The sequence below is a fragment of the Nakamurella aerolata genome (genome assembly GCF_013002705.1).
Lineage (GTDB): Bacteria > Actinomycetota > Actinomycetes > Mycobacteriales > Nakamurellaceae > Nakamurella > Nakamurella aerolata.
The window spans coordinates 292692-311696 of record NZ_JABEND010000003.1 but is presented as its reverse complement, the minus strand read 5'-3'; the positions used below and the strand labels follow the sequence as shown (position 1 = coordinate 311696).

The following is a 19005-nucleotide window of genomic DNA, read 5'->3' as shown; positions in this document are numbered from 1 at the left end:
GCCCAGCTCGCGAGTGGGCGCGGCGCTCGGTTCTGGAGTGGGCGGGACGCCCGGTTCGCGGGTGGGTGCGGCGCGCCGTCGCGGGCTTGGCCTGGTCGGCGTGGTCGCCATGCTGGTGTTGGCGGGCTGCACCAGCAACGCGCCAGACGCCAGGACGACACCGACGTTTGCCACCATGAGTTCCGGCCTCGGCGGGGGAATCCCCGGCCCGGGCTTGTCCGCCGACCCGACCGATCGCAGCAGCGATTCCGTCGCGGGCAGTTCTCCAGCTGGATCCGGTTCGGCGTCTGATTCGGCGCTCGGCTCGACAGTTGAATCCAGCGGCGTGCGTTCGACGGGAACCCCGCGCTCGTCCAGCCGGCCCGGCATCGGTTCTGGTTCGAGCAGTGCCCCATCGACCGGCGCAGGCAACGGCCCAGCCGCAGGATCGACCACTGGGCCGGCGAGTACCTCGAGCACGGCGAAGCTGTCGGACGTGCAGACCACCGGGCCGGGCGATGAGAAGGTCACCCTGGTAGCGCCCGATGGGCCGATCTCCGACGCAGAGGCGAAGAACCGCCGAGAGATTGAAGCCGCCTGGCTGAACACCTGGCGCCTGTACGAAAGCAGCGACAAGATACCCGCGGCGAAGGTCGAGGGTGCCTACTCGGAATTCACGACGGGAAAGGCTCTCACCTATTACGTCGAGGCGGCACGAGCTGCACAGAAGCTCGGTTTCCGAAATGTGGGCAAGGTCGGCCATCGGCTGAGCTGGGGACCTCCGGTCGGCAGTTTCGACGACGCTGGATTTATTGATTGCATGGATCAATCAGAGTTCGGCTACGTCGACACGCAGGCCAATTAAACGAAGATGTCGAACCCGAAACAGCGAGCCGTTGAGGTGTCGGCGCATCGTGCCGACGGGGTGTGGAAGATCAGCCTTGTCAGGAGTGCGACATGCGAGTCTTGATCCGGTGTCGAGTGGCGATCGGCGCAATCACTGTCGTTGGCGCTGTCGCGTTCGCCTTGACGTCGCCGTCGGCACTGGGCCGACCTGCTCTTCGGGTCACGCCGACTGCGCCGGCGCAACCTGATGAGAACGCGCAGGTGGAGGACATGACTGCTCAGGGTGGTTACACCGACGCCGCCAAGGTGCGAGCAACGATGCTCATCAACGGCATTCCTGTCGCGAATCCGCCAGAAGCGTCCCGAGACTACGTGGAGGTGACAGGCGCCGGCAATGAGAACACTGCAGACTCGGAGGGCACAACCGAGGCTGAACCAGATAGCGATAGTGACTCGGTTGCTGCTACGGGTTCGACCGAGGGCTCGACAGCGGAGCAGCCCGCCGCAAGTAACGGCGCCGCGCAGAACTGTCGGCAAATGTACATACAGACCGACGCCAATACCGACTTCGCGACCTATCGCGTAAAGGGCACAGCTGGGAAGGGCGATCTGTATCGGCTGGATTGTAAGTCTGCGTTGACGTTGGATCGGAATTTGTTGGTGCAGTGGCAGTCCGCGGGCTATACGTTCATGCCGTATGCCGAGCCGGTGGTGCCGGGTCAGGCGCGGCGTGCGCCGGCCCCACCGCCTCCGCCGCCGCCGCCGGATCCGCGGGTGTTGGCGTATCAGTTGTTCAAGGATCTGCAGCAGCAGGTGCCGCAGCAGCAGATCAGGATCGGGCCGATGAAGTGGGACGAGATCATCGTGAAGGTCCCGCAGTGGTTGTCGGGGAACGATCCCGGTGCCCAGACCGCCTCGTTGACCTTCCGCGGGGTGAGCGTCACGATGACCACCCGGCTGGAATCGGTGGACTGGACCATGGGCGAACCCAAGGGCGACCCGGACCGCGGTGCCACCGACCCGGCGACCGTTTCCTGTGATGGGCCGGGCGAGCCGGCCCCGCCGATCGCGACACTGCCCGAGGATGCGAAAACGTGGGCTCCGCCGTGTGGGTACACCTTTCGGTGGCGGTCGATCCCGGAACGCACCGGCGGGTCGGGGACCTGGCCGGTGCGGGCACTGGTGCACTGGAACGCGCACTGGGAGGCGAACACCGGTGATCGAGGTGATATCCCGTTGCAGCGCACCGCCCAGACCGCGGTGAAGACGTGGGAGTTGCGGGTACAACTGGTCAACGACCCGAACTACAAGCAGCCACCACCCACCCGCTGACTCCACCCACCCCGCTGACCCGGCGGCGCCTGCGGTGGCGCTTCCGCGGAAGCGCGGCCGGGACATCGCAGGGATGAGCTGTGCGGACCGTCCAAGCCCGTCCCGTCCCACCGCCTATTGTGCGCCTGGCCGCCGAGAACCGGGTGATGGTTAGCTTGGCGCCATGAGTGGTCGTCGCCGTGTGCTGATTGTCGTCGACGTGCAGAACGAGTACTTGGAGGGTCCGTTGGCGGTGCAATACCCGCCGTTCACGGAGTCGCTTGAGCGGATCCGGTCTGCGGTGCAGACCGCGGTGCAGCATGACGTGCCGGTCGTGCTGGTGGAGCACGAAAACCCGGCCGGCGCGGCCGCGTTCGCCGCCGATTCACCGGGTCGTGCCGTGGTCTCAAGGTTCGCCGCCGAGATCGATGCCAACTGGCCGCGGGTGGTCAAGCGTTACGCCAGCGCGTTCGATGCCACCGACCTGGCGTCCGTGCTGGCTGGACTGAAGGTGGACACGATCAGCCTGGTTGGCTACATGACCAACAACTGCATCATCGCCACCGCGGCGAGCGCCGCACCGCACGGCCTGACGGCGGAGGTTTTGTCAGACGCCGTCGGCGCCATTGATCTGTCCAACGATGCCGGCTCCGTCCCGGCGCAGCAGGTGCACGAGACGCTGATGACGCTGCTGGATTCGAACTTCGCGGCGGTGGCCGACACCTCGGCCTGGGCGCAGGCTGTCGCCAGCGACACCCCGCTGCCGAGAAGCAACCTGGTGGCATCGGCCCTCGCCGGACGATCGAGGTACCAGAGCCGCTGACGAGCGCATGCGCCATTGTGGAAGATCGACCACCGACTACGGGGCACGATCTTCCGCGCTAAGACACGGCGCGGCCGCGCTGGAGCACGGCCGGTTGGATCGGTACACGCACAGCCGCCGGGCCCTCGAGTGCGCAGGTGCGCTTCCGCGGAAGCGCGGGCGGAGCGCCCGGCCGGCTCGGGCGGGCGAAGACTCACCGCGCTTCGTCCGTGAAGGCGGGCGCGAAGGCGCTTCCGCGGAAGCGCGGGCGAGGGTGCTCGGGGCAAGGCACATGAAGTTCCGCTGGCGCTTCGCCCGCGTAGTTGCCGGCAACGGCTTCCAGGTCGTGGCGACTGCGGCGCTTCCGCGGAAGCGCGGGTGGCCGGTCAATCGGTATGGCGCCGCTGCTCCTGCGGCGCTTCCGCGGAAGCGCGGCTGGCCGAGAAGGATCAGATTTGAGTCGGTCTGTACGGCGGCGCTTCCGCGGAAGCGCGGCGAACCGGCCAAACGCCGAACCGCCGAAACATGCCGTCGCGCTGCTTCCGCGGAAGCCTGGGTGTCTGCGCGGAAGATTGACCACCGACTACGGGGCACGATCTTCCGCGCCGAGACACGGCGCGGCCGCGCTGGAGCACAGCCGGTTGGATCGGTACACACAGCCGCCGGGCCGCCGAGTGCGCAGGTGCGCTTCCGCGGAAGCAGAGGCGGAGTCTCGTCCGGCTCCGGTACGTGAGGTTCCGCTTGCACTTTCACCCGCGGGAGTGGGCGGTAACGGCTGCCAGGTCGTGGCGGCGGTGGCGCTTCCGCGAGCACGCGTCTGCGTGGAAGATTGACCACCGACTACGGGGCACGATCTTCCGCGCTAAGACACGGCGCGGCCGCGCAGGAGCACAGCCGGTTGGATCGGTACACGCACAGCCGCCAGGCCGTCGAGTGCGCAGGTGCGCTTCCGCGGAAGCGTGAGCACTGAACAGCGGAGGCAGACAACGGCCCGGGACACCCTGTGCGGGCATCCCGGGCCGATTTCCGCAGTCCGCCGTGGCGGAGTGGTCAGTCAGTGGTCGCGACCGGCGCGGTGTCCGGACTAGCGCTGAGAGGTGCCGTCGATGCGGTCGCGGTCGGCGGTCTCCACATAGTCCGAGCCGGACTCGTCCGCACCCGCGGTGGGCTCGCCGCCGGTGTAGCCACCGCCGGAGAAGCCGCTGGCCGGGGTGGTGCCCTGGGCGTCGACGTACTCGTCGCCGGACTCGTTGGCGCCGCCGGTCGGCTCGCCGCCGGTGTAGCCGCCGCCCGAAACACCACTGGCAGGCAGATCCTGCCGCGAGGGCCCGGCGTTGGCGTCGTCGCCGGCGAACCCGCTGGTTTCGCGGATGCTCGTGCCGCCTTCGGCGTCCCTGTCGACGGTGAAGGTCTGCACACTGCGGGTCTCATCGAAGCCGCGGGTCTGATCGAAGCTGTGGGTCTGATCGACACTGGTGGTCTCATCGAAACCGCGGATCTCGTCGCTGCCGGTGGGCGGAACGTCCCCGCCGAGCGGAGCGCTGCCAGGAGTCTGAGAGCCATAACCCAACTGGTCGGAGCCGACTCCGGGCTGGCCCTGGCTGGAGTCGTAGCCGGGCTGGTCGCTGCCAGCGCCGTAGCCGGACTGGCCGACGGCCGAGTCGTTCGGGTATCCGGGCTGGCCGCTGCCGGTTTCAGTGTCGGCGCCGTATCCGGGCTGGCCGGACTCGGCACCGTCACTGGACTGGCGCCCACCGACGTTCGCGGCATAACCGCCGGTCGGGGAGTTGGGGTCGCCCGGCACCGAACTCGGGTCGGGGCTCACCCCCGGGGTGTTGGGAACATCGGGCACCGGCCCGCCGGGACCGCCCGGCACGCTCGGGCCGGGCTGGCCGGGATCGGCGGGCCCGGGCGTTCCGGTGCCGGGATCGCCGGGTTGGGCCGGATATCCAGGATCACCTGGGGTCGCCGGCTGCGCCGGATCGGTCGGTCCGCCGGGCTGGGCCGGATACCCGGGGTCGCCACCCGGGGTGGGATCCGCGCCGGGGCTGCCGGGTTCGCTCGCCACCGCACCCTGGCGGTCGCTGTCGGCCGTCCGGTGCGCCTGGCTGACTGCGGCCTCACCGGCGAACTCGCCCGTTTCGCGTTCATGCTCGGCCGCGGAGTCGACCCGCGCCCGGGTCGCCTCGCGTGCGGCTTCCGGATCGGCGACGAACTGATCTGAGTCGTCGCCGGTGAAACTGTCGTCGCGCGGCTCGGCTGCGGGGTCGACGGTGCCGTCGGCGTCGCGGCGACCCGGATCGGGGTCAATGCTGCCGGTGGGAGTAGTCATCGCACGCCCTTCCATTCGGGGAAGACCATTCACGGGAGACGACCGGATAGCCGTCGGGAGAACGGTACCCATCAAGGGCAGGCGTCAAACAGCCCCGAACGCGGGGCGAAGTGAAGTGGACCGACCGTGCAGGTGACGGTCAGCGGCCGCCGGCCGCGGCGCGACGAGTGGGTCCCTCGTCGTCGTAATCGCGGTAACCGGAGTAATCCGCGTCGGCGTCGGAATCCGACAGCTCGTCCGAGTCGGTGTCGCCGTTGAACGAACCGTTCCGCCGGTCTGGGGCGCCGAAGCCACCCCCGCCGGAAAGTTCGCGTTGCAGTCCATCAAGGTCGATCGAGTGGGAGGAGTACTTCAGCTCCCGCGCGACCTTGGTCTGCTTGGCTTTCTGACGGCCTCGCCCCATGGCGGACCCCCTTGCACGTGAGAAGCGGGGCGGCCGACAGGCGGCGGCCCCGGTATCAGGTTTCTGTCGTGCCACCAGACTACAGGGTTGCCCCGATCCTTTACTCAGGCGCGGCACAAGCGTTTGTGTGACGGCGCTCGTCACACCGAGCGACCGGCACCGACGGTTGCGCCCGCCAGCCGGCCGGCCTCCAGCGACCGGGCCAGGGCCCGTCATCGGATCAACCCCAGCGGCCGGGCAGGGCCGTGATCGGCAGGCCGGTCAGATCCGGCGATCGGTCAGGCCGGTCGGACACAGCGACCTGCACAAGAGGCACCCCGATGCGGGTGTCAGCGCAGCCTGGCCAGTGCGGCCATCACCTCGGGTGCCGCCGCGACCGTGCCGACTGGCTGCCCGCCGCCGAGCACCTGGCCCACCGCGAGCGGCTCGGCGCTGGTGCCGGTGAAGTCGACGCCGAGTGCCTGCAACGCCGGGATCATCAGCGGCATCCTGGCCCGCGCCGCACCGTCGGTGATCTTGATCGCCACCGCGCTGCCGTCCGGCAGTGCGGCCACATGCACACCCTCGGCGCCGCCCTTCATCAGCACGCCGGGTGCCGACTGCATCACCAGGGTGTCGTCGCGACCGGTGCCGGCGACCAGCTCGGGGTGTGCCCGCATGGCGTCGGCGACCGCCCGCTCGCTGGTGCCGGGTTCGGCGCTGACGGCGCTCGCGAAACCACGTGCCAGCGCGGTCAGGCTGATGGCGGCCAACGGGGCGCCGCAGCCGTCGACGGCGATCGCCGCCGGAGTCTCGCCGGTCAGCCGGGTGATCTCGTCGATCACCTGCTGCTGGTAGGGATGCTGCGGATCGAGGTACCCGGCGGTGTCGAACCCGGCGGCGACGCACGCCGCGAGCATCCCGGAGTGCTTGCCCGAGCAGTTCATGAAGATGCGGCGGGCCAGCGGCTCGCCGGGCGCGGTGGAACGGATCACCTCGTCCCTGGTCGGCTCGTCCATCGGAAGGTCGGGGGGACAACCCAGCGCGTCCTCGGTCAACCCGTGCCTTGCCAGGATCTGCAGCGCCCGCTCGGTGTGCATCGGCTCGCCGGAGTGCGACGCCGCCGACAGCGACAGGTCGGCATCGGCCAGATCGGCACCGACCGCCAGCATCGCGGTGGCCTGGAACGGCTTGTTGCTCGACCTGGGAAATACCGGGCCGGTGACGTCACCGAGGGCCAGCATGGTGCTGCCGTCCGGGCCCAGCACCACCAGCGCGCCGTAGTGGCTGCACTCGTGAAAGCCGGAGCGGATGACTCGGACAAGTTCTGTGGGTACGGCTGTCACGCCGGATGCTCCTACCGGTAGCTGAGGGTCGGCTCTGGTAGCGCTGGGTCAGTGAGGATGTCCGCCAGTACGCCAGGGTCGACGTTGCCGCCCGAAATTACCGCGACGGCGGTCCCGCTCGGCAACCGGTCGCGATGGAACAGTGCCGCCGCAATGGGCACCGCTCCGGACGGTTCAGCGGCCAGGTGCGCCTGCACGGTGAGAGCCCTTGTCGCGGAACGGATCTCGGCTTCGGTGACGGTGATGATGTCGGCCACCAGCGTGGCGATGTGCGGAAAGGTGAGCTCGCCGACGCTGAATACCCGCAGGCCGTCGGCGATGGTGCGCACGGTCTGCTCCGGCTGCCACGCGACCCGGCGCCCGGCCCGGAACGACTCGGCGGCGTCACCGGCCAGCTCCGGCTCGACGCCGATCACCTTGACCTGCGGGGCGACGGCGTTGATGGCCGCGGCGATCCCCGCGATGAGGCCGCCGCCGGACACCGGCACCAGCACCGCGGCGAGCTGATCGAGGGTGTCGGCGGCTGCCAGATCCTCGGCAATCTCCAGGCCGATGGTGCCCTGGCCGGCGATCACGTCGCGGTGGTCGAACGGCGGAATCATCGCCTTGCCGGTCTGCTCCGCCAGCTCCGCCGGGCGCGAGAACCGTTGCGCCGTCGGCACCAGCTCGACGGTGGCGCCGAGTGCGCGCGTCGCGTCGATCTTGCGTTGCGGCGCGTTGTCCGGGATGACGATGTGCGCGTCGACGCCGAACTGTCTGGCGGCGTAGGCCACGGCCTGCGCGTGATTGCCGGACGAGTGCGCAATCACGCCGCGGTTGCGCACCTCGGGGTCCAGCGCCGCGATGGCGTTGACGGCTCCACGGATCTTGAAGGCGCCGATCGCTTGCAGCAGTTCGGGTTTCAGCAGCACGTCCGGCCACGGCGAGGCCAGCAGCGGGGTCCGCACCGCGTGCCCGGCGATGCGGTCGGACGCCGCGCGGATCTCGTCGAGGGTGACCAGGTTGTCGGTGGCGACGGCGTTTGCCGCCCCTGGCCGGCCGGTGGACTCCGGCTGGCCTGCGGTGTCGGATTGGCTTGCCGTGTCCGGCTGGCTCGCGGTGTTGTGCCCGGCTGCGGTGTTCGGCTGAGCTGCGGACGAACGGCTCATCGGCGCGGCCGCCGGACCGCGGCGAAGGCGCGGTGATCGATGGCCGAGCGAGGCGCGCCCGTCGCGGCACCGCCCGGCTCGGTCGACGCGCCGTCGGGGCCGGCAGGGTCGCCGTGCTGAGCGAAATCGGCCGGGTCCATGGCCGCGTCGACGCCATCGGCGAGCAGCGGAATGTCTTGCGGCAGCGAGCGTTTCACCAGAGCCAATGCGACAGGGCCGTCCTCGTAGTGCTGCGCGACCGTGCCGACAACTCCGACGGTCTTGCCGGCGCCAGGGGAGCCGGCGCCGATGACAACGGCGGAGCCGACGGCGGGCAGCCGGTCCACCGAGCCGTCAAGGTTGAGCAGCACCAGCCGCCGCGGCGGCCGTCCGAGATTGTGCACCCTCGCCACGGTTTCCTGGCCCCGGTAGCAACCCTTGTGCAGATGCACGGCCGTTGTCAGCCAAGGCATCTCGTTCGGAATGGTGCGCTCGTCGGTGTCCACCCCAACGCGTGGCTCCCGACGCTCGATCCGCAGCGCGTCGGCCGCCCAGCTGCCGGCCGCCCTGGCGCCGGCATCGAGCAGCGTCCGCACCACGGTTGGCAACGAATCCTGTTGCACCGCAACGTCAACGGCGTCGGTTCCGCTGCTGCGGACGAACACCGGATCGGCCACCGCTGCGGCCAGCTCGCCGGCCCTCGGCCCGATCAACCGCAGCAGCGCCACCGGCGCGGGTGCCAGCTCCACCTTCGACCAGAACTTCATCGACTCGAGAAAATCGGCGAGTGCCGCGCCCCTGCCGGGCTCGGTGTCGAGGTAGAGGACAGGGTCGGGCTCGCCCGGCACGGCCGTCACCCACAGGTGGTGTTCCACGTGCCCGGTGGGCGACAACAACAGCGCCTGCCGCGCGTCACCCGGTGTCAGGTCTTCCACCGCCTGGGTGGCCAGCGAGTGCAGCCAGTTGCGGGCATCCGGCCCGGTGAGTGCGTAGACCGGCCGGGTGGTGAGATCCAGCAGCGCCGCCCCGGTGCTGGCGGCGCGCTGTTCGCCCAGCGGATCGCCGTAATGCCAGGCAATGCCGGTGCTGCTGTCCGGATCGCTGACCGCGCCAGGCAGAGTGCCCAGCACCGAAGATGTGGCTGCCATACCGCCATGGTACGAGCCGCGCCGACGCGCCCGGTGCTCCGATCCAGTACTCCTGACCGAACAACGGCCGAGTCGAAACCGTGCTCGACCTGAACCGTGCTCGACCCGAACGATGCCCGATCCGAACGGCGCCCAAGCCGGAACGGCGCCCGAGCAGGAACGGTGCTCGACCGGAACGATGCCCGACCCAGTGGCGGCCACTGGGCGTGGTGTTTCTCACCGTGTGGATTGCCGGCAGCGGCACGCGATGGTCACCGCCGGCATGAAGACAGGGAAGAATCCAGCGTCATGGTGGCCCGAGAGCAGCCCCCCCATTCCGCCGACCCGACCGGTCCGGCCGACCCAGCCACCGGCGCCGGGTCGAGCGCTGACCCCTCCGGCACCGCAGCACCTTCCGGCACCGCAGCACCGTCCGGACCCAGCGCACCGTCCGGCACCGCAGCGCAGTCCGGCACCAGCGCACCGTCCGGCACCGAAGCTCCGGCGGCCAGCCCGTTCGTCGAGCTGTCGCGCGCCGAATGGGCGGCGCTGCGCGACCACACCCCGATGACGCTGACCGCGGAGGAACTGGATCGGCTGGCCGGTCTCGGCGATCCGATCGATCTGCGCGAGGCCGAAGAGATCTACCTGCCGCTGTCGCGGCTGCTGGCGCTGTATGCGGCGGGAAACAGTGCGCTGCACCGGGTGACGTCGACGTTTCTGGGGGAGAGCACACCGCGCACCCCGTTCGTCGTCGGGGTGGCCGGGTCGGTCGCGGTCGGCAAGTCGACCACCGCGCGGGTGCTGCGCGAGCTGCTGTCCCGCTGGCCGGACACGCCGCGGGTCGAGCTGGTCACGACGGACGGCTTCCTGTATCCGAACTCCGTGCTCGAAGAGCGCAACCTGATGGAGCGCAAGGGTTTTCCCGAGTCATACGACAGGCGGGCGCTGTTGAACTTCGTCGCCGCGGTGAAGTCGGGGGTGCCGGAGGTGTCGGCGCCGAGATACGACCACCTCACCTACGACATCATCCCGGACGACAGAATCGTGGTGCATCACCCCGACGTGCTGATCGTCGAGGGGCTCAACGTGTTGCAGCCGGCCAGGGCCAGCGAGGACCCGGAGAGCGCCCAGGCGGTGAGCGACTACTTCGATTTCTCGATCTATGTTGATGCCGACGAGTCGGACATCATGCGCTGGTACGTCGATCGGTTTCTGAAGCTGCGGCGCACCGCGTTCGCCGATCCCGAATCGTTTTTCCATCGCTTCTCGAAGTTGTCCGACGACGACGCGGTGCAGCTGGCCACCGGCATCTGGGGTGCGATCAACCATCCCAACTTGGTGGAGAACATCCTGCCGACACGGGGCCGGGCAAACCTGATGCTGCACAAGGGCGCCGAGCACGCGGTCGAGCGCATTCTGCTGCGCAAGCTGTAGCCCGGCGGTGCCAACGGATACCGTGGAACTGTGGCGTCCGAACTGGTGATCGCGCGCAACCCGGATCCGGAGTCGACGCTGCCGTATCTGCTGTGGGTCCCGGTGGATGGCGGCAGGGTGTTCCGATCCAAGGAAACCTGGCCGCGCACCAAGGCCGTGTTCTGTTATCCACTTGAGCGCGGCGATTGGCCGGCGGAGCCGGACGTGCTGGAGCGGGTCACGCTGCGCAGCTGCGTCCGGCGGGGTGCCGCCATCGACCTGGTCGCCGATCGTGGGCGGGAGGCCAGGAGCCAAATTGTTTTCACCAGGGCGCGTGGCCGGCCGATGGTGTTCTGGCAGGCGCCGCGGACGCGCAAGCAGGCTCGGCCCGATGTTCGGATCCCTACCGCAAGAGCCGCCGGCCTGGCAGATCTACGCATCACGGTGGACAGTCGCGAGCGCTACGCCTACAAGTTCACCGGACAGCAGGTCAGCACCCAGGTCGCGGCTCTGCCGGTCGGCGACTATGGGCTGCTGCTCGACGGTGTTCTGAGCGCTGCGGTGGAGCGCAAGTCGGTCGCCGACCTCGCCTCCAGCGTGCTCAACGGCACACTGCGGTTCGCGCTCGGTGAGCTGGCGGCGCTGCCGCGCGGCGCCGTCGTCATCGAAGACCGTTACTCGGCGGTGTTCAAGTTGCCGTTCGTCAAAGCCGGAGTGCTCACCGAGGCGCTTGCCGAGCTGCAGGTGCGCTACCCGAATGTGCCGATGGTCTTCTGCGAGACGCGAACCCTTGCGGAGGAGTGGACGTTCAGATTTCTGGGTGCCTGCCGGGTGCTGTTGGAGCAGCAGGCGATGTTGGACGCCGATGTGCCGTCGGGCGCCGATGCGTCGGCGGGCGCTGCAGTCGATCCCCCGGTGGCCACCCCGTCGGCAACAGCTGCCGCGGCTGCCACCGTGCCGACGGCAACCGTGCGAGCCTGGGCCCAGCGAGAGGGTCTCGATGTCGCTCCGACCGGAAGGGTCAGCGGCGAGGTGCGGCGCGCGTACCTGGCCGCGCACCCCGCTGGTGGCTGAGCGGCTACCGTCTGCTGGTGTGAACGCTTCCGGCCCCGTCGCCCCAGCCCTGGTCGCCACCCTTGACGGTGCGCTGCATCCCGCCGACGCTCCGCTGCTGCGCCCGGACGATCTCGGGGTACTGCGCGGCGATGGCGTGTTCGACGCGACGCTGGTGGTGCAGGGCCGGCCCCGGGATCTGTCCGAGCACCTGCACCGACTGGTGGTCTCCGGCGAGATTGCCGACATCGCCGCGCCCGAGCCGCCGCTCTGGCAGGCCGCGGTGGACGCCGTACTGGCCGCCATCGCCGCCGGCCCGGCCGCCGACGCCGAATGGATGCTGCGGTTCGTCGTCACCCGCGGCGTCAGCGAGGCCGGCCCGCCCACCAGCTACCTGCTCGCGGCGCCGCTCGGCGCCGAGATGATCGCCAAGCGCAAGGGGCTGCGGGTGCGGTTGCTGCAGCGCGGTTTCATCGGCGTCGAGGTGGCGGCGCTGCCGTGGCTGATGCCGGGCGGCAAGACGTTGTCGTACGGGATCAACATGGCCGCGCAGCGGGAGGCGCACCGTCGCGGCGACGACGAGGTGTTGTTCGTCGGCAGCGACGGGCTGCTGCTGGAAGGGCCCACCTGCTCGGCGCTGATCACCGGCCAGACCGACGGGCGACCATGGATCGCCAGCCCTTCGATGAGCGGCATCCTCGATTCGATCACCGTGCGGCGGTTGTTCCGGGCCTGCCGGGCGGCCGGCTGGGACGCCGATTACCGGCCGATCCATCCGGACGAGCTGCGCTCCGCCGAGGGCGCCTACGTCGCCTCGTCCGGCCGGTTGCTGGCACCGATCGAGGCCATCGACGGCATCGAGCGCCGCCTCGGTCCACGCACCGACGAGCTGCGGGCGCTGCTGGAGATGCCCTGAGCCGTTGTGGTCCGCACCGCCAGGCGCGGGCAACCCCCGCACGTGCTGTCGCTCCTGCCGATGTCACCGCACGGGTAGTCATGGCGGCGGGAACTCGCCACGCTGTGGGATCACGATCCGGTCTCCCTGCCGAAACCGCCATCGCGGGTGGCGGTTGTTGGTTAGCGTTCGCAGCATGTCCAAACGGGGGTTGGCGATGGGGGCGCTGCTGACGGGCTGCATCGTGCTGGCCGGCTGCAGCAATGGTGCGGAGCCGGTGAACACCGGCCCCGCGCCTCGGACCGGCAGTGTGAGCGTGACCACCAGTGTGAGCGTGACCAGCAGTGGGGTTCCATCGGGCGGTGTGCTGGCCGGCCCGAGCTTGTCCGGCAGTTCCGCACCCGACGGCGCACAGTCGTCCGGCTCCGCTGCCGCGCGCAAGCGAGAGGCGTTCGGCTATCTGGGTCAGGGGGTACAGACGTTCAACTATTCAGATGTGACCGCGTTTGTCGCCGATCCGGAGGTCGGTCCGGCGTTGCTCAAAGGTCCGAACTTCGCCGGACGCGGCATCTGGGAGGCCAAGGATCTGGCCTGGATGCTGTACACCAGCGGCGAGTCGCCGTGGCGGCAGGTGTACAAATTCACGGACGCGTTCGACCTCGACAAGTTGGACAAGGCGTTCACCGCCGCCGGCACCCCGAAGCGGGAGGCCGGTGGCATCACCATCTATCAAACGCTGAACGCCACAAATGTTCGGCCGCTGCCGTCGGCATTCATCACCGGCTACGCCTACCTCGACCGCGCGCGGCGGGTGCTGATCGCCGAAGAACCCGACGCCACGTCGCTGCAGCCCGTCGCGGTGCCGCCGGCGGTCGCCGCCGCCACCGCCGGAATGGCCGACGCACCGCAGGTCACGGGCGTCTTCGGCGCGGAGGCCTGCGTCCGCCCGAGTGAGCGAGCGTTGGGTAATCCTGATCCGACGGCTCGGTCCTCCGCGCCGGCCCAGGCGTCAGCCGCTACCGCCGGTCTCGATCTGGCGGAACCGGTCGGGCTGGTCAGCTCGCTGGATGCGGACCGGCAGCTGCGGGTCAGCGCGCTGTTCGCCGACGACGCGACCGCCGCCGCGCAGGCCGCGCCCCGCCGGCAACTTCTCGCTGAGCGCGGTGTGCGGGTCAACGCTCAGGCCGATCCCGCGCCGGAGCCGAATGCGTGGACGGTGCGACAGGCCGGGCCCGTGCTCACCTTCGGTGCCCGCTGGTCCAGCGCCGACGCGGCCATGCAGGCCACTGGCGCGATGCTCTACTCCGAGCAGCCCTGGAACCTGTGCGGCTGAGCCCGCTGCGGTCAGGGTGGGGTGGCTTCGACCACGGTCAGGCCGAGTCGCTCGGCCGCGGCCGCGAGGCGCTGGTCAAAGGTGGCCAGCCGGCCCGAATTCTGTTGGGCCGCCAGCAATGCGCAGCAGTGCGGCATCGTGGTGGTGCTGCGGGCCCGCAGCCGTGCCAGCCGAGCGGCAGCGTCGACCGGCAACGGCGTGACACTGATGCCGAGGGATTCGATCGCGGCCAGCAGCTCGTCGTCCCGCCCGGCGGCGGCCGCACGCACCAACACCTCGGCCAGGTTGATGGGGCTGATCGTCATGGCCTCGTCGATCTGAGTGGTGAACAGCGCGACCGCCGCTTCGTGGTGGGCATCGTCACCGTCCAGCAGGGCGATGAGCACCCCGGCATCGAGCGCGATCACTCCGGCCAATCCCCACGCAGCCGCGCCAGGTAGTCGGGCTCGTACATTCCGGTGAACGAGCGGCTGACGCGTTCGAGCGCTGCCAGCCGTGCCGACCGGTCCGCGTGGATTGCGGGATCAATGCTGCGGTGCCCTTCCACGATCAGCCGGCGCAGCAGCCGGGACGGGCGGTCACGGTCGTCCGGCCAGCGGCGGGCCGCAGCGGCCAACGCAGCCGCCACCTCGGGGGTCTCCGTCACCGGATAGCGGTGTTTGGTGGTCGGCATGGGAGAAGTGTAACACCGGAACAAAGTGTTGCACCTGGGTACATGGCGATCACATGGTTCTCCCGCTCGATTGCCCATCGCTGTCAGCGAACGTGCAGCTCAGCGCTGGCGGGAACACATCGCGCGGCGGCATGGTTGAGCTAGCTGCACTCAACTTTTCCGACTAGATCAGGCGTGCATATGACTTCCATTGCTCTTCCGTTGTTGCCGGTCGACGATGCCGTGGTGCTGCCCGGCATGGTCGTTCCGGTTCCCATCTCCGCTTCCGGTGGCGATACCGAAGGCGACGCCCGTCGCGCCATCGAATCCGCCCAGGCCCACTTCGGCCAGGACGGCGACGGCATCGACAGTTCCGCCGACCGACCGGCCAGCGTTGTGCTGGTCCCGCGGCTGGACGGCAAGTACGCCGGCGTCGGCGTGGTGGCCACCATCGAACAGATCGGCCGGCTGCCCGGCGGCGAACGCGCTGCGGTGCTGCGCGCCACCACCCGTGGCCGCATCGGCTCAGCCACCACCGGCCCGGGCTCGGCGCTGTGGGTCGAGGTCGAAACGATGCCGGAAACCGGCGTCGACCCGTCCGATGACGCCGCGGCCGCTCAGCTCGCCGGCCAGGTGCGCGACTACCGCGCGCTGGTCATCACGCTGCTGCAACGCCGCGGTGCCTGGCAGGTGATCGACTCCGTCAAGCAGGTGCGTGAGCCCGGCGCGGTCGCCGACCTGGCCGGCTACGCCTCGTACCTGACCGACGAGCAGAAGCTCTGGCTGCTGCAGACCCCCGACGTGCCGGAGCGGCTCACCAAGCTGATCGAGTGGACCCGCGAGCAGCTCGCCGAGCTGGACGTCGCCGAGTCCATCCAGCAGGACGTCACGGACGGCATGGAGCGGCAGCAGCGGGAATTCCTGCTGCGGCAACAGCTCTCGGCCATCAAGAAGGAGCTCGCCGAGCTCGACGGCAAGCCGGCCACCGAGGAGCAGGACTACCGCGCCAAGGTGGAGGCCGCCGAGCTGCCCGAGAAGGTCCGCGAGGCCGCCATGGCCGAGGTGGACAAGCTCGAGCGCACCGCCGAGCAGTCGCCAGAGGTCGGCTGGATCCGGACCTGGCTCGACACCATTCTGGACATGCCGTGGAACGTCACCACCGACGATTCCTACGACGTGCAGGCCGCCCGCGCGGTGCTGGACGCCGACCACTCCGGACTCGACGAGGTCAAGGACCGGATCACCGAGTACCTTGCGGTCCGGCGGCGGCGCTCCGACCGCGGTCTCGGCGTTGTCGGCGGCCGTCGTTCCGGTGCGGTGCTGGCGCTGGTCGGCCCGCCCGGCGTCGGCAAGACCTCGCTCGGCGAGTCGGTGGCAAAAGCCATGGGGCGCAAGTTCGTTCGGGTTGCGCTCGGTGGCGTCCGCGACGAGGCGGAGATCCGTGGGCACCGGCGCACCTACGTCGGCGCGCTGCCCGGCCGCATCGTCAGGGCCATCCGCGAGGCCGGTTCGATGAACCCTGTGGTGTTGCTCGACGAGATCGACAAGGTCGGCAGCGACTACCGCGGTGACCCGACCGCGGCGCTGCTCGAGGTGCTCGACCCGGCCCAGAACCACACCTTCCGCGACCACTACCTCGAGGTCGACCTCGACCTGTCCGACGTGGTGTTCCTGGCAACGGCGAACGTGCTCGACTCGATCCCCGGCCCGCTGCTGGACCGGATGGAACTGCTGTCGCTGGACGGCTACACCGAGGATGAGAAGGTCACCATCGCCCGCGATCACCTGCTGCCCAAGCAGCGTTCGCTGGCGGCGCTGGACGACGCCGAGGCCGAGCTGACCGACGCCGCGTTGCACTCCATTGCCGGCGAATACACCAGGGAAGCCGGTGTGCGGCAACTGGAACGCTCGTTGGCGCGGGTGCTGCGCAAGGTGGCGGCCGAGGCCGCGTTGGATGCGGAGAAGCTACCGGTGACGGTGGACACCGCCGACCTGGTGAGGTACCTCGGCCGGCCGAAGCACACCCCTGAGTCGGCGGAACGCACCGCGGTTCCCGGGGTGGCGACCGGGCTCGCCGTCACCGGCGCTGGTGGCGACGTGCTGTTCGTCGAGGCCTCGCTGGACGCGCCCGGGTCGGGTTCGTCCGGGGTGACGTTGACCGGCCAGCTGGGCGACGTGATGAAGGAGTCGGCGCGAATTGCGTTGAGCTACCTGCGTTCTCACGCCGATGTGCTCGGCGACACCGCGCTGCCGCTCGAGCAGTTCGCCGACCGCGGCGTGCACGTGCACGTGCCGGCCGGTGCCGTACCCAAGGACGGCCCCAGCGCCGGCGTCACCATGACGACCGCGCTGGCCTCGCTGCTGTCCGGGCGCCCGGTGCGCTCGGACGTGGCGATGACCGGTGAGGTGTCGCTGACCGGGCGGGTACTGCCGATCGGCGGCGTCAAACAGAAGCTGCTGGCCGCCCACCGCGCCGGCATCACCACGGTGCTGATCCCGGCCCGGAACGAGCCGGACCTGGACGACGTCCCCGAGCAGGTGCGCGAGCAGCTGAGCATCCACCCGGTGTCCGACGTCCGCGAGGTGCTCGCCCTGGCGCTGGAACCCGCTGCCGGACAAGCGGAGCCAGGCGCAACGGACGCTCGAGTGAGCGCCGCCTGAGCAGTCGCCGGACCGAAACACCGGCGCAACAGACTGCCTGGCGCACCAGACCACAGTGCCCGTCCCGGAACAGCTTCCGGGGCGGGCATTGTGCTGCCCGCACCAGCGCCCGTTGGGGCGCAGCAGAGCTCGCGGCCCTCACCGACCGATGATTCTGGCTGCCCGGTGCGGTCCTAGCTCTGATCGCCACCGTCGACTGCAGGAGACAGCCATGTTTGATCTGACCCCCGCCACCCGGCAGCTGAGCGAGCTGGTGGCCGGAACCCGCGACGACCAGCTCGCGAACCCGACGCCGTGCACCGAATGGACCGTCGCCGACCTGCTCGCGCATGTGCATCAGTTCGCGTCGGTGTTCACCACCAATGCGGCCAAGCAACCGCCGAATCCGCCGCACCACCTGGTGGACGACTGGCGTGCGGCGATCCCGCGGCAGCTGGATCAGCTGGCCGCGGCCTGGGCCGACGAGGCGGCCTGGCAGGGCCGGACCAGCGCCGGCGGCATCGAGATGGCCGCGGCCGACAATGCGCTGGTCGCGGTGGAGGAACTGACCGTGCACGGTTGGGATCTGGCCGTGGCCACCGGGCAACCGTTCGGGGTGGGCGATGTCGAGGTGGCGCACGTCGAGCGGTTCATCGCCACCTTCGACCAGAACCCCGAACCCGGCACCGGGCCGTTCGGTCCCGTCGGCCCGGCGCCGGCGAGTGCCGACGGCTGGCAGCTCGCGCTGTCTCGGCTGGGCCGGAATCCGTTGTGGAACACGGATTCTGCTTGACCGGAGACTGGATGACGGCACGCGAGGTGAGGCGCGGACCCCGCCCTCACAGCCCGTCGCGATCGTGCCAGTGCTGCTGCCAGCGCCAGTCGATCGGCTCGCTGCTGCGCTGATACCGGATGTCGGTGGACAGTCGCATCACCCCGCCGGGGTCGACGTTGTCCGTTGCGGCGTGGACGATGTGGGCGGAGTGGATCATCACGTCACCGGCCCTGAACTCGGCGCCGAGCCAGCGCGCGTCGTGCGCATCGGCCAGGCTCGGCAGATCGGCGGTGATGGACGCCGCCGGCCGTAGCTGCCCGGCCGCCTCGTCCCGCAGCACCCACAGGTGCGAGCGCTCCAGGTACACCAGGCCACCGCGCTCCGCCGGGCAGTCGCCCAACGGAATCCACATGGACAGCACCCGGTCGGTGCCCTCCCGCAGATACAGCAGGTCGTAGTGGGCCTGGGTGGCGACGCCGACGCCGCGCTCGCCCGGCCGGGTGTGCCGCAGGATCCGGCGCCGGTGCAGGTGCACGGCGGCGTGGGCGTCGGGGGTGCCCAGCAACCAGCCGAAGAAGCCGGTGATCCGCGGGTCGGTGCACAGCCGCTGGTACTCGGCGCCCGGCACCACGCTGCCGAACAGGGTCGAGCGCAGCAGCGCCCTGTCGGTGCCGGCGTCGGTGCCGCCATCGGTGCCCGCGTCGGTGCGGGCGATGCCGTCGGCCGGGTCGGAACCGGCTGCCAGCAGCCCGGTGGGCGCCAGCGCGCCGAAGAAGTACCGCCGAAAGGCGAGTACCGTCTGCCGGTCCAAAAAGTCGCGGAGCAGCAGGTAACCGTCGGCACGCAGCCGCTGCCACAGCTCGCCGTGGTCGCGGCGGCCGGCCGCCGCAGTCGAGTCGGTCAGCTCGCCCCACCGATGGGGACTCATGTCGAGCCGATAGCCGTTGGACGTGAGCATGCTGACCAGTGTGAACGCAACAGAACCGGAT

At 69.9% G+C, this 19005-nt stretch carries 17 protein-coding genes; 9 read left to right on the top strand and 8 right to left on the bottom strand.

The window, feature by feature from the left end; translation table 11 throughout:
• Positions 1–175: 175 nt before the first annotated feature.
• The 3 genes from HKD39_RS07480 (at position 176) to HKD39_RS07470 (ending at position 2959) form a co-directional block, all read left to right on the top strand.
• Entirely contained in the window at positions 176–844 is a 669-nt protein-coding gene (locus HKD39_RS07480) for a hypothetical protein (RefSeq protein WP_212754181.1), read from the top strand.
• 518 nt (positions 845–1362) lie between these two features.
• Positions 1363–2157, top strand: a complete 795-nt coding sequence (locus HKD39_RS07475) for a hypothetical protein (protein ID WP_171199225.1) — start codon at positions 1363–1365, stop codon at positions 2155–2157.
• A 163-nt stretch (positions 2158–2320) separates the two neighbouring features.
• Positions 2321–2959 (top strand): isochorismatase family protein, encoded by a 639-nt coding sequence (locus HKD39_RS07470; protein WP_171199224.1) that lies wholly within the window; start codon positions 2321–2323, stop codon positions 2957–2959.
• A gap of 1063 nt (positions 2960–4022) precedes the next feature.
• Here the strand turns inward: HKD39_RS07470 and HKD39_RS07465 are convergent.
• From HKD39_RS07465 to ygfZ, 5 genes are all read right to left on the bottom strand, one after another.
• Complete coding sequence (locus HKD39_RS07465; RefSeq protein WP_171199223.1) at positions 4023–5270, bottom strand: hypothetical protein; 1248 nt, start codon at positions 5268–5270, stop codon at positions 4023–4025.
• A gap of 139 nt (positions 5271–5409) precedes the next feature.
• Complete coding sequence (locus tag HKD39_RS07460) at positions 5410–5673, bottom strand: DUF3073 domain-containing protein (RefSeq protein ID WP_171199222.1); 264 nt, start codon at positions 5671–5673, stop codon at positions 5410–5412.
• A 329-nt stretch (positions 5674–6002) separates the two neighbouring features.
• Positions 6003–6998: an asparaginase gene (locus HKD39_RS07455; protein WP_171199221.1), complete on the bottom strand. Its 996-nt coding sequence runs from the start codon at positions 6996–6998 to the stop codon at positions 6003–6005.
• An 11-nt stretch (positions 6999–7009) separates the two neighbouring features.
• On the bottom strand, positions 7010–8146 hold the full coding sequence (locus HKD39_RS07450; RefSeq protein ID WP_171199220.1) for a threonine ammonia-lyase: 1137 nt from the start codon (positions 8144–8146) through the stop codon (positions 7010–7012).
• Entirely contained in the window at positions 8143–9273 is a 1131-nt protein-coding gene (gene ygfZ / locus HKD39_RS07445) for a CAF17-like 4Fe-4S cluster assembly/insertion protein YgfZ (RefSeq protein ID WP_171199219.1), read from the bottom strand. The genes HKD39_RS07450 and ygfZ overlap by 4 nt, the downstream gene beginning before the upstream one ends.
• 288 nt (positions 9274–9561) lie before the next feature.
• Between ygfZ and coaA the strand changes: the two genes are divergently transcribed.
• The 4 genes from coaA to HKD39_RS07425 all read left to right on the top strand — a co-directional run bounded on the left by coaA (position 9562) and on the right by HKD39_RS07425 (position 13949).
• A complete protein-coding gene (gene coaA / locus HKD39_RS07440; RefSeq protein WP_171199218.1) occupies positions 9562–10689 on the top strand; it encodes a type I pantothenate kinase in 1128 nt (375 codons plus the stop codon).
• Positions 10690–10719: 30 nt separating this feature from the next.
• Positions 10720–11742: an ERCC4 domain-containing protein gene (locus HKD39_RS07435; protein WP_212754179.1), complete on the top strand. Its 1023-nt coding sequence runs from the start codon at positions 10720–10722 to the stop codon at positions 11740–11742.
• 19 nt (positions 11743–11761) lie between these two features.
• Positions 11762–12637 (top strand): aminotransferase class IV, encoded by an 876-nt coding sequence (locus HKD39_RS07430; protein WP_171199217.1) that lies wholly within the window; start codon positions 11762–11764, stop codon positions 12635–12637.
• Positions 12638–12812: 175 nt separating this feature from the next.
• Positions 12813–13949, top strand: coding sequence for a hypothetical protein (locus tag HKD39_RS07425; RefSeq protein ID WP_171199216.1), 1137 nt, complete (start codon positions 12813–12815; stop codon positions 13947–13949).
• Between the two features lie 11 nt (positions 13950–13960).
• Here HKD39_RS07425 and HKD39_RS07420 read toward each other — a convergent pair whose 3' ends face one another.
• Complete coding sequence (locus tag HKD39_RS07420; RefSeq protein ID WP_171199215.1) at positions 13961–14356, bottom strand: PIN domain-containing protein; 396 nt, start codon at positions 14354–14356, stop codon at positions 13961–13963.
• Positions 14353–14622, bottom strand: a complete 270-nt coding sequence (locus HKD39_RS07415) for a hypothetical protein (RefSeq protein WP_171199214.1) — start codon at positions 14620–14622, stop codon at positions 14353–14355. Before HKD39_RS07415 ends, HKD39_RS07420 begins: the two co-directional genes overlap by 4 nt.
• Positions 14623–14802: 180 nt before the next feature.
• Between HKD39_RS07415 and lon the strand changes: the two genes are divergently transcribed.
• The gene (gene lon, locus HKD39_RS07410; RefSeq protein WP_171199213.1) at positions 14803–17262 is read left to right on the top strand and encodes an endopeptidase La; all 2460 of its coding nucleotides are present in this window, start codon (positions 14803–14805) and stop codon (positions 17260–17262) included.
• 211 nt (positions 17263–17473) lie between these two features.
• On the top strand, positions 17474–18034 hold the full coding sequence (locus tag HKD39_RS07405) for a TIGR03086 family metal-binding protein (protein WP_171199212.1): 561 nt from the start codon (positions 17474–17476) through the stop codon (positions 18032–18034).
• A gap of 46 nt (positions 18035–18080) precedes the next feature.
• On the opposite strand, the gene HKD39_RS07400 is transcribed toward HKD39_RS07405, so the two are convergent.
• Positions 18081–18974, bottom strand: coding sequence for a phytanoyl-CoA dioxygenase family protein (locus HKD39_RS07400; protein ID WP_171199211.1), 894 nt, complete (start codon positions 18972–18974; stop codon positions 18081–18083).
• Positions 18975–19005: the final 31 nt, after the last annotated feature.

Excerpts from the sequence above, each read along its gene's own strand:
- HKD39_RS07425 (WP_171199216.1), top strand. The coding sequence starts at position 12,813 with ATGTCCAAACGGGGGTTGGCGATGGGGGCGCTGCTGACGGGCTGCATC.
- HKD39_RS07480 (WP_212754181.1), top strand. The coding sequence starts at position 176 with ATGAGTTCCGGCCTCGGCGGGGGAATCCCCGGCCCGGGCTTGTCCGCC.
- coaA (WP_171199218.1), top strand. The coding sequence starts at position 9,562 with ATGGTGGCCCGAGAGCAGCCCCCCCATTCCGCCGACCCGACCGGTCCG.
- HKD39_RS07400 (WP_171199211.1), bottom strand. The coding sequence starts at position 18,974 with ATGCTCACGTCCAACGGCTATCGGCTCGACATGAGTCCCCATCGGTGG.
- ygfZ (WP_171199219.1), bottom strand. The coding sequence starts at position 9,273 with ATGGCAGCCACATCTTCGGTGCTGGGCACTCTGCCTGGCGCGGTCAGC.
- HKD39_RS07415 (WP_171199214.1), bottom strand. The coding sequence starts at position 14,622 with ATGCCGACCACCAAACACCGCTATCCGGTGACGGAGACCCCCGAGGTG.
- HKD39_RS07465 (WP_171199223.1), bottom strand. The coding sequence starts at position 5,270 with ATGACTACTCCCACCGGCAGCATTGACCCCGATCCGGGTCGCCGCGAC.
- HKD39_RS07450 (WP_171199220.1), bottom strand. The coding sequence starts at position 8,146 with ATGAGCCGTTCGTCCGCAGCTCAGCCGAACACCGCAGCCGGGCACAAC.
- HKD39_RS07405 (WP_171199212.1), top strand. The coding sequence starts at position 17,474 with ATGTTTGATCTGACCCCCGCCACCCGGCAGCTGAGCGAGCTGGTGGCC.
- lon (WP_171199213.1), top strand. The coding sequence starts at position 14,803 with ATGACTTCCATTGCTCTTCCGTTGTTGCCGGTCGACGATGCCGTGGTG.
- HKD39_RS07460 (WP_171199222.1), bottom strand. The coding sequence starts at position 5,673 with ATGGGGCGAGGCCGTCAGAAAGCCAAGCAGACCAAGGTCGCGCGGGAG.
- HKD39_RS07470 (WP_171199224.1), top strand. The coding sequence starts at position 2,321 with ATGAGTGGTCGTCGCCGTGTGCTGATTGTCGTCGACGTGCAGAACGAG.
- HKD39_RS07475 (WP_171199225.1), top strand. The coding sequence starts at position 1,363 with ATGTACATACAGACCGACGCCAATACCGACTTCGCGACCTATCGCGTA.